Annotated in this window: 11 protein-coding genes; 6 read left to right on the forward strand and 5 right to left on the reverse strand. The window is 74.3% G+C overall.

The window, feature by feature from the left end; genetic code table 11:
• The coding region (locus VK640_15540) for an aminotransferase class I/II-fold pyridoxal phosphate-dependent enzyme (protein HTE74588.1) at positions 1–645 on the reverse strand (645 nt) is incomplete at its 3' end.
• A gap of 43 nt (positions 646–688) precedes the next feature.
• Between VK640_15540 and VK640_15545 the strand changes: the two genes are divergently transcribed.
• The 3 genes from VK640_15545 (at position 689) to VK640_15555 (ending at position 2,786) form a co-directional block, all read left to right on the forward strand.
• On the forward strand, positions 689–1,537 hold the full coding sequence (locus VK640_15545) for an arginine deiminase family protein (protein ID HTE74589.1): 849 nt from the start codon (positions 689–691) through the stop codon (positions 1,535–1,537).
• Between the two features lie 82 nt (positions 1,538–1,619).
• Positions 1,620–2,315 (forward strand): peptide-methionine (S)-S-oxide reductase MsrA, encoded by a 696-nt coding sequence (gene msrA / locus VK640_15550; protein ID HTE74590.1) that lies wholly within the window; start codon positions 1,620–1,622, stop codon positions 2,313–2,315.
• Positions 2,316–2,423: 108 nt separating this feature from the next.
• Complete coding sequence (locus tag VK640_15555; protein HTE74591.1) at positions 2,424–2,786, forward strand: YciI family protein; 363 nt, start codon at positions 2,424–2,426, stop codon at positions 2,784–2,786.
• 49 nt (positions 2,787–2,835) lie between these two features.
• On the opposite strand, the gene VK640_15560 is transcribed toward VK640_15555, so the two are convergent.
• The 4 genes from VK640_15560 to VK640_15575 form a co-directional block, all read right to left on the reverse strand.
• Positions 2,836–3,732, reverse strand: coding sequence for a sucrase ferredoxin (locus tag VK640_15560; GenBank protein HTE74592.1), 897 nt, complete (start codon positions 3,730–3,732; stop codon positions 2,836–2,838).
• On the reverse strand, positions 3,729–4,886 hold the full coding sequence (locus VK640_15565) for a cupin domain-containing protein (GenBank protein HTE74593.1): 1,158 nt from the start codon (positions 4,884–4,886) through the stop codon (positions 3,729–3,731). The genes VK640_15560 and VK640_15565 overlap by 4 nt, the downstream gene beginning before the upstream one ends.
• Before the next feature lie 99 nt (positions 4,887–4,985).
• Positions 4,986–5,225: a hypothetical protein gene (locus VK640_15570; protein ID HTE74594.1), complete on the reverse strand. Its 240-nt coding sequence runs from the start codon at positions 5,223–5,225 to the stop codon at positions 4,986–4,988.
• 99 nt (positions 5,226–5,324) lie between these two features.
• Positions 5,325–6,701, reverse strand: a complete 1,377-nt coding sequence (locus VK640_15575) for a cystathionine beta-synthase (GenBank protein ID HTE74595.1) — start codon at positions 6,699–6,701, stop codon at positions 5,325–5,327.
• Positions 6,702–6,787: 86 nt separating this feature from the next.
• Between VK640_15575 and VK640_15580 the strand changes: the two genes are divergently transcribed.
• From VK640_15580 to VK640_15590, 3 genes are all read left to right on the forward strand, one after another.
• Positions 6,788–7,507, forward strand: a complete 720-nt coding sequence (locus VK640_15580) for an MBL fold metallo-hydrolase (protein ID HTE74596.1) — start codon at positions 6,788–6,790, stop codon at positions 7,505–7,507.
• A 7-nt stretch (positions 7,508–7,514) separates the two neighbouring features.
• Entirely contained in the window at positions 7,515–8,534 is a 1,020-nt protein-coding gene (locus VK640_15585) for an SGNH/GDSL hydrolase family protein (GenBank protein ID HTE74597.1), read from the forward strand.
• Between the two features lie 85 nt (positions 8,535–8,619).
• Positions 8,620–9,409: acetyl-CoA C-acyltransferase (locus tag VK640_15590; GenBank protein ID HTE74598.1), on the forward strand; the 790-nt coding region annotated here is incomplete at its 3' end.

The following is a 9,409-nucleotide window of genomic DNA, read 5'->3' on the forward strand; positions in this document are numbered from 1 at the left end:
GTCCGCGAGCACGAGCGCTCCGCCCACCACGTCGGAGTGCCCTCCCATGTACTTCGTCGTCGAGTGCACGACGGCGTCCGCGCCGAGCGACAGGGGCTGCTGGAGGTACGGCGAGGCGAAGGTGTTGTCCACGACGAGCAGTGCGCCGGCGTCGTGGGCCAGCTCGGCGACCGCGGCGATGTCGGTGATGCCGAGCAGGGGGTTGGTCGGCGTCTCGACCCAGACCACCTTGGTGCTGCCCGGGTGGACTGCGTCGCGGTAGGCGTCGACCCCGTGCCCCGCCGCCGGGGTGTGGTCGAGGCCCCACTCCTGGTGGACGCGGTCGAAGAGCCGGTACGTGCCGCCGTACGCGTCGCCGGGGATCGCGACGTGGTCGCCGGGCCGGCACACGGCACGCAGCAAGGTGTCCTCGGCGGCGAGCCCCGATGCGAAGGCCAGCCCGCGCCGGCCGCCCTCGACAGCGGCCAGGCACTCCTCCAACGAGGTCCGGGTCGGGTTGGCGCTGCGGCTGTACTCGTAGCCACCACGCAGCCCGCCGACGCCGTCCTGCTTGTACGTCGACACCTGGTAGATCGGCGGGACGACCGCCCCGGTGGTCGGGTCGGGCTCCTGGCCGGCATGGATCGCGAGGGTCTCGAACTGCATGCGGCCGAGCGTACGTGCCGCGCCGTGCGGCACGATCGCGGGCATGACCGGTCCTCCCTTCGGTGTGCGTTCCATGTCGGCCGAGCTGCGCCGGGTGCTGGTCGCCCGTCCGGCGACCGGAGACTTCGCCGGTGCCGGGTGGCGGGTGCCCGACGTCGACGCGTTGCGCCGCGAGCACGACGGATTCGTCGAGCTGCTCTCCGCGCTCGGTGCCGACGTCGTCGTGACGGACGCGCCGGAGGGGATGGTCGATGCCTGCTTCACGTACGACCCGGTGCTGGTCACCGGCGCCGGCGCCGTGGTGCTGCGGATGCGCAAGCCGGCCCGGCGTGACGAGCCCGCCTTCCTGGCCGCCGAGGTGGAGCGGGCCGGGGTGCCGGTGGTCGGCCGGCTGACCGGCGACGCGCATGCCGACGGCGGCGACATGTGCTGGCTGGACGAGAGCACCCTCGCGGTCGGCCGCGGCTACCGGACCGACGCCGCCGCGCACGCGCAACTGGCCGAGCTGCTCTCGGCGGAGGGCGTGTCCGTCGAGCGGGCCGACCTGCCGCACCACCTCGGCGCGAGCCACGTGATGCACCTGATGTCGGTCGTGTCGCCGGTGGCCGACGACCTGGCGGTCGTCTTCGAGCCGCTGGCGCCCGTGCCCCTGCTGGAGATGCTGGCCGACCGTGGCTACCGCACCGTCCCGTGCGACCCGGACGAGCTCGACGCCCAGGGGTGCAACGTGCTCGCCGTCCGCCCTGGCGTCGTCGTCATGGCCGACAGCGCACCACGCACCCGCTCGGCGCTGGAGCACGCGGGGGTGGAGGTCCACACGTACACCGCGACCGAGACCAACAAGGGCGACGGCGGGCCGACCTGCCTGACCCGGCCGCTGTGGCGCGGCTGAGCCGGCAGGCCCCGGTCCGGGCGCAGCGCCCGGCCGGAATCCCTGCCCCTCCCACCGTGTTGGGAGGGGCAGGAGGTCACCCATGCTCTTCGGCAGGTCCAAGCAGGAGCTCGTCACCGCGCAGGACGCCCTTCCCGGGCGGCCCGAGCGCCCGTTCCGGATCAAGCCCGAGCACGTCGTGCTCGGCACCCCGCTCGAAGGCCCCTGGCCGGTGGGCCACGAGGTCATCACCTTCGCCATGGGCTGCTTCTGGGGCGCCGAGCGCATCTTCTGGCAGATCCCCGGCGTCCACGTCACGGCCGCCGGCTACCAGGGCGGTCACACCCAGCACCCGACCTACGAGGAGACGTGCACCGCGCGCACCGGCCACACCGAGGCCGTCCTCGTCGTCTACGACCCGGCAAAGGTCGACCTCGAGGTGCTGCTCAAGGCCTTCTGGGAGAACCACGACCCGACGACGCGCAACCGCCAGGGCGGCGACGTCGGCACCCAGTACCGGTCGGCGATCTACCCCACGACCGACGCCCAGCTGGCGGCGGCCGAGGAGTCCCGGTCCCGATACCAGCAGGGGCTCAAGGAGGCGGGCTTCGGCGAGATCTCGACCGAGATCCGCCCGCCCGCCGAGGCCGGCCCGTTCTACTACGCCGAGGACTACCACCAGGGCTACCTCGACAAGAACCCCTGGGGCTACTGCAACCACGGCTTCTGCCAGGTCGCCTACGACCCGGCCGCGCACGGCCAGGACGCGCCGACCCGGGTCGAGCTCCCCGAGGCCTGAGGCCGGCCGGCGTGACATTCTCCGCCGGACGATGTCGGATTGGCCGGTCCCTGTTCGTTGAGCAGGTGACGACGGACACCCCGGTCCGCCCGAGCAGAAGGAGCAGGCATGCCCGAGTACCTCATCTACTTCAACCAGCAGTGGGTGGGTGACCACACCGCGGAGTGGTTCCAGTCGCGCGGGCCGCTCGCCGCGGCGGCCGTGCAGGAGATCCGAAACGCCGGGCAGTACGTCTTCGCCGGAGGCCTGGAGGAGGACGGCCCGGTCTTCACCGCCGACGCGACGAGCGGCACGCTGACGTTCACCGACGGGCCCTACGTCGAGACCAAGGAGTTCCTGGGCGGTCTCACCGTGGTGGACGTGCCCGACGAGGAGACGGCCCGGATGTGGGCCGGCAAGATCGCGGAGGCGTGCGGCTGGCCCCAGGAGGTCCGGCTCTTCGGGCGGCAGCATCCCGTCGACCCGGTCTGACGGCCCGGCGCCGGCCGGCCCGTAGCGGCCGGACCGGCGCGGCCCGCCGCTACGGCAGCTGGCGGATCTCGACGATCTCGAACCGCGGCGGGTGCGCCTCGCGCTGCGCGTGGCAGGTCAGCAGGCCGGGCCGGGCCCCCGCGGCGGACTGCACGGTCACCATGAGAGTGCCGGGCCGGCCGCGCAGGCGCACCTGCCAGCGCCCGTCGCCGAGGTGGATCGTGCCGGCGGGGGTCAGCGCGTCGAGCCGGGTCTCGCCCAGGACCCGGCTTACGTGCACGATCGCGGCCTGCGCGGCCGGGTTGCTGGTCGTACGTCCCCGCACCCGCTCGAGGTAGACCTCTCCCGACTCGTGGGCGGTCGCCAGCGCCTCGACCTCGTCGGGCTCGACCCGGCCGTAGTAGACGCCGTGCGGCATCGCGAGCACGTTGGCTGCGAACCGGTCGCCGCCGACGTGCGAGCATTCCCACACCCGACCCGGCCGGGCCTGGTGCAGGGCGGCCGCGACCGGCCGGCCCTCCACGGCGCAGCAGGTGTCGTGCCTGCCGTGGGTGCACACCAGGAAGAACGGCTCGTCGGAACGGGAGCCGGCGCTGCCGTCGAGCGGGAGCGAGAGCAGCTCCTCGTCGTGGCCGAAATCGCCCCACCAGGTGGCCTCGCGGCCGGGTCGCGAGACGACGACGGCCCATCGGCGGCGGGCCGGTGCCTGGTGCCGGCCCGGCCGACGGACGAGCAGCACCCGCAGGCCCTGGGCGATGGCCCTGGCGGACACCCTCCGCCCCACCTTCGGGTCGAGCCGCGAGCTGGTCAGCGCCTGCCGCCCCCAGCCGCCGGGCTGCTCGACGAGCAGGAAGCCGGTGGCCGGCGCGGCGGTGCCGGCCATCGAGTCGGCCCGCAGCCGGCTGGTGACCGAGCACCGCAGCGGCGTCCCGGGATCGGCGGTCACGGAGCGGGGTCGGTCACGACCACGCCCTCGCGGACCAGCCGCCTGGCGAGGGTCAGGGCGTCGTCCGGCTCGAGGCCGGGCAGCTCGTCGACCCGGAGCCGGGCACCGTCCAGCACCGCCCGCACGGCCTTGGCGCTCGTCGCCCCGAGGCCGATCCGGCGGCCGGGCAGCACCAGCGACACGGCGCCGCCGTCGTCGGTGACCAGCAGGTGGTCGAGGTGACGTCGGACGGCGAGGACGGTCTCGGGTGTCAGGTTCTGCAGCGCCTCGGCCTGGGCGAGCGGGCCGAGCGGCGCCGGGCGGCGGGCGCCCAGGCGCGCCGTCGCGAGCGCCGCCGAGACCTCGGCCGCGGTGACCGAACGGATCCGACCGAGCAGGGCCTCCATGGTCGCCTCGAGGTCGGGCTGGAGGTCGGCCGGGTCGGCGACGTCGACACCGAACGGCAACGACGCGCGCAGGTGCTCGTCCTGGACGACCTGCTCGACCACGACCTTCAGCAGGTCGTGCCGGGTGATCGGATGGACGCCGACGGTCAGGTGACAGGTCACGCCGCCGAGCGCCTCGGCCGCGTGCAGGTAGCCGCGCGGCAGGTAGAGCGACTCGCCGGGGCGCAGGACCGTGTCGATGACCGCGTCGCCGGTCGCCCGCTCCTCGACCGCGGCCCGGTGGTCGGTCCACGGCTGGTCGCGCAGCGGCGACGGGAGCACGGGCTCGTGGATCCGCCAGCGCTTCTCGCCCGCTACCTGCAGGACGAAGACGTCGTGGGTGTCGTAGTGCGCCGAGAAACCCTGTGACTGGCTGGGCGTGACGTAGGCGTTGACCTGGACCGGGTGACCGAGGTCGGTGACCAGCTGCCCGGCGAAGTCGACCAGGGCCGGCCACACCCGGTGCAGGCCCTGCAGGACGAGCGTGTGGCCGTCGACGAACAGGTCGAGCAGCCGGTCGTCGACCACCTGGTCGGCGACCTGGGCACCGGTGCCGCCGGACCGGGTGTAGCGGGCGGCCGGGACGACGGTGCCGGCCCTCGCCACCCGGAGGAACGGAGTGCGCAGGCCACGCCGCGAGACCAGCTCGTCGACGGCCTCGAGGGAGAACAGGTCGGCGAAGCCGGGCAGGCGCTCGGCCGTGGTCAGCAGCGGCCGGCGCCCCCACACCTCGCGGCCGAAGGTGACCGGGTCGAGGTCGGTGCAGCGCGCGAGGGCGGGGCGCGCATGCTCGCGCGCCCCGCCCTGGTCGTTCGTGCTGGTCAGCGGTCAGGCCCCGCTGTCGGCACCGCCGTCGGCACCGCCGTCCGCGCCGCCGTCGGCACCGCCGTCCGCGCCGCCGTCGCTCTCGCCGGGGACGCCGCCGGCCCCGCCGTCCGCCGGGCCGTGGGCACCGCTGTCCGCGCCACCGTCGGCACCGCCGTCCGCGCCACCGTCGGAGCCGGAGCCCGCGCCGCCGTCCGCCGGACCGTGCTCGTCAGGGGTGGTGGTCATGTCGTCGTCGAGCATGCGTTCCCTCCTGGCTCTCTCGTGCCTTTCGTCGTGTGATCTGACTGCTCCAGTCCTACCCGGGCCGTGACCAGGGAACCACTGCCGTCCCGATGACGATCACCCGGCCGCGAGGAAGCCGAGGAGGTCCTGGCGGGTGAGCACGCCGGCCGGCTTGCCGTCCTCGTGCACCAGCAGGGCGTCCGACTTCTCGAGCGCAGCCGTGGCCGCGGTCACCGGCTCGCCCGCTCCGACGATCGGCAACGACGGCGACATGTGCCGCTCGACCGGGTCCGCGAGGTGCGCGCGACCGTTGAACAGCGCGTCCAGCAGCTCCTTCTCGACGACCGAGCCGACCACCTCGCCCGCGGTGACCGGCGGCTCGGCCTTGACCACGGGCATCTGCGAGACGGCGTACTCACGCAGGATGTCGATCGCCTCGCGCACCGTCTCGTAGGGGTGCACGTGCACGAGGTCCGGCACCTCCTCGCCCTTGCGCCGCATGACGTCGCCGACCGTGACGCCCCCGGCGAGCTCGCTGTCCTCGACGAAGCCGTAGTCGGCCATCCAGTCGTCGCTGAAGATCTTGCCGAGGTAGCCGCGCCCGCCGTCGGGCAGCAGCACCACCACGACGTCGTCCGGCGTCAACCGCCCGGCGACCCGGAGCGCGGCCACCGCCGCCATGCCGCAGGAGCCACCGACCAGCAGCCCCTCCTCACGGGCCAGGCGGCGGGTCATGACGAAGGAGTCGCGGTCGGAGACGGCGACGATCTCGTCGGCGACGCCGCGGTCGTAGGCGCCGGGCCAGAAGTCCTCGCCGACACCCTCGACGAGGTACGGCCGACCGGTCCCGCCCGAGTAGACGGAGCCCTCGGGATCGGCGCCGACGACCCGGACCCGGCCCTCGCTGACCTCCTTGAGGTAGCGCCCGGCGCCGCTGATCGTCCCGCCCGTGCCGACGCCGGCGACGAAGTGCGTGATCAGGCCGTCGGTCTGGGTCCAGACCTCGGGGCCGGTGGTCTCGTAGTGGGACCGCGGGTTCTCGGGGTTGCTGTACTGGTCCGGCTTCCAGGCCCCCTCGATCTCACGGACCAGCCGGTCGCTCACCGAGTAGTAGGAGCGGGGGTCCTCCGGGGCGACCGCGGTCGGGCACACCTCGACCCGGGCGCCGTAGGCGGTCAGCACGTTGATCTTGTCCTGGGACACCTTGTCCGGCAGCACGAACACGCAGTGGTAGCCGCGGCGCTGAGCGACCAGGGCGAGCCCGACGCCGGTGTTGCCCGAGGTGGGCTCGACGATGGTGCCGCCGGGCCGGAGCGCGCCGGACCTCTCCGCGGCCTCGACCATCCGGACGGCGATCCGGTCCTTCACCGACCCGCCCGGGTTGAAGTACTCCACCTTGGCCAGCACGGTCGCGGGCACGTCGCGCGCCACCGACCCCAGCCTCACCAGCGGGGTGTTGCCGATGAGGTCGACGACCGACTCGTAGTACTGCATGGCGCGCAGCCTAGAGCCCCGTCCGCCACGCCCCGACCGGTCAGGTGCGACGGTGGCCGGTCGTCCCCGTCCGCTAGATTCCCGGCGTGGCCAGTAGCCCTGCCGTGCAGCTCGCGCCAGGCGTCTGGCGCATCGCCACGGCGCCGGCCGACCTGGTCAGCTCCTTCGCGTTCGTCGAGGACGACGGCCGGGTGACGCTCGTCGACGCCGGCACCAAGCGGGCGCCGAAACGGCTGGTCGCCGGGCTCGAGCACATGGGCGTCGCCCCCTCCGACGTGACCCGAATCGTCGTGACCCATGCCCACGGCGACCACGTCGGCGGCCTGGTGGCCATGCGCGGCCGGACCGGCGCCACGGTGGCGGTGCACGAGCGCGACGCGGCGTACGTCCGCGAGGGCAAGGGCCCGGTCCTCGACCGGTCGACCGTCGGCGGCCGGCTGCTCCGCCGCGGTCACGGGACCCAGCCGACGCCGGTGGACGAGGAGCTGGTCGACGGGCAGGTGCTCGACGTGGCCGGCGGGCTGCGGGTGCTGCACACGCCCGGGCACACCCAGGGCCACGTCTCCCTGCTGCACGAGCCGAGCGGCACGCTGGTCACCGGCGACGCGATCTGGAACATGCGCGGCCGGATGACCTGGTCGGTGCCGATGATGTGCACAGACCACAAGCTGGCCAAGGAGACGGCGCAGGTGCTGGGCGAGCTCGACTACGGGATCGCCGCGTTCACCCACGGACCGGAGATCCGCGACGGCGCCCGGGAGGCGGTGCGCGGCTTCCTCCGCCGCAAGGCCGGGACGCGAGCGTGAGACGACCGTGACACAGGCCCGCGTCGCCAAGCGCATCGCCATGGCCGCCGCGTACGGGGGCGGCGGGCTGGGTCTCCTGTCGGCCGGCGCCTTCGGCCTGATCCGGGCCGAGGCGGCGCTGGCCCGTCGGGCCATCGGGGAGCCGACCGGGGAACCGCCGTCGGCGGCCGGTGACTACGGCGCGCACCACCAGGGCGAGCAGCTGACCCTGGCGCTGCTGGGCGACTCCAGCGCCGCCGGGCTGGGAGTGGACCACCCCCACCAGGCGCCGGGGGCGATGCTCGCCGCCGGCCTGTCAGAGTGCGCTGACCGGCCGGTGCGCCTCGCCTGCCCGGCCGTGGTGGGCGCCAAGAGCAGCGACCTGGCCCTGCAGGTCGACGCCGTCGAGGCCGACTCGCCGGACATCGCCGTGATCATGATCGGCGCCAACGACGTGACCCACCGGGTCAAGCCCCCGACCGCCGTCCGCCACCTCGACCACGCCGTGCGACGGCTGCGCGAGATCGGCGCCGAGGTCGTCGTCGGGACCTGCCCCGACCTGGGGACCGTCGAGCCGGTCGCCCAGCCGCTGCGCTGGATCGCCCGGAGGTCCAGCCGCCAGCTGGCCGCGGCCCAGACGATCGTCGTCGTCGAGGCGGGCGGGCGCACCGTGTCGCTCGGCGACATCCTGGGGCCGGAGTTCGCGTCGTCGCCCAAGGAGATGTTCGGGCCGGACCGGTTCCACCCGTCCCCCGCCGGCTACGCCAGCGCGGCAGCCGCACTGCTGCCGTCGGTCTGCGCGGCGCTGGACGTGTGGTTCGGCGACGAGCCCGAGCCGGTGCCGGACCTGACCCGCGGCGAGGGGGTCCGGCCGATCGCGCTGGCCGCCGTCGAGGCCGCGGACGAGCCGGGCACCGAGGTGGCCGGCGCCCAGGTGGGCGGGCGCGACCGCGGGCCGCGCGGCCGGTGGGCGCTGCTGCGGCACCGACCCGGCCGGGACCGGCGCGAGGTGCAGAGCACCGCGGAGGAGGACAGCCCGCTGCGTTAGCCCGGCGCGCAGGCTAGGCTCGCTTTGTTACCGGCCAGTAGGTCCGGCCGCCGAGCGGCCCGGGCCACCGTCCCTGGAGGTTCCCGTGCCCGAGGCCGTGATCGTCGCCACCGCCCGCAGCCCGATCGGGCGCGCCTTCAAGGGGTCGCTGAAGGACGTCCGTCCCGACGACCTCGCGACGACCGTCGTGCAGGCGGTCCTGGACAAGGTCCCGGCCCTCGACCCGGCCACCCTCGACGACCTGATGCTGGGCTGCGCCGAGCCCGAGGCGAAGCAGGGCGTCAACATGGCCCGCCGGGTCGCGGTAGCCCTCGGCCACGACTCGCTGCCCGGCACGACGGTCAACCGCTTCTGCGCCTCGTCGGTGCAGACCTCCCGGATGGCATTCCACGCGATCAAGGCCGGGGAGGGGCACGCCTTCGTGTCCGCCGGCGTCGAGTGCGTGTCGCAGTACCCCGCCTTCACGGGCGCGGGTGCCGGGCGCGAGGAGTTCCTCAACCCGCTGTTCGACGAGGCCAGGGCCCGCACCGACGCGACCGCGGCGACCAACGAGAGGTGGCACGACCCGCGCCAGGACGGGTTGCTGCCCGACGTCTACATCTCGATGGGCCAGACCGCCGAGAACCTCGCCACGTCCATGGGCATCACCCGGGCGGACCAGGACGAGTTCGGCGTGCGATCGCAGAACCTCGCCGAGAAGGCGATCGCCGACGGCGTCTTCGAGCGCGAGATCACGCCCGTGACGACGCCCGACGCCACGGTGGTGTCGCGCGACGACGGCCCCCGCCCGGGGGTCACCCTGGAGGGGGTGTCCGGCCTGCAGCCGGTCTTCCGCGAGCAGGGCACGGTCACCGCCGGCAACTGCTGCCCCCTCA

It is taken from the genome of Actinomycetes bacterium, assembly GCA_035489715.1.
GTDB lineage: Bacteria > Actinomycetota > Actinomycetes > JACCUZ01 > JACCUZ01 > DATHAP01.

Excerpts from the sequence above, each read along its gene's own strand:
- VK640_15545 (HTE74589.1), top strand. The coding sequence starts at position 689 with ATGACCGGTCCTCCCTTCGGTGTGCGTTCCATGTCGGCCGAGCTGCGC.
- VK640_15570 (HTE74594.1), bottom strand. The coding sequence starts at position 5,225 with ATGCTCGACGACGACATGACCACCACCCCTGACGAGCACGGTCCGGCG.
- VK640_15555 (HTE74591.1), top strand. The coding sequence starts at position 2,424 with ATGCCCGAGTACCTCATCTACTTCAACCAGCAGTGGGTGGGTGACCAC.
- msrA (HTE74590.1), top strand. The coding sequence starts at position 1,620 with ATGCTCTTCGGCAGGTCCAAGCAGGAGCTCGTCACCGCGCAGGACGCC.
- VK640_15575 (HTE74595.1), bottom strand. The coding sequence starts at position 6,701 with ATGCAGTACTACGAGTCGGTCGTCGACCTCATCGGCAACACCCCGCTG.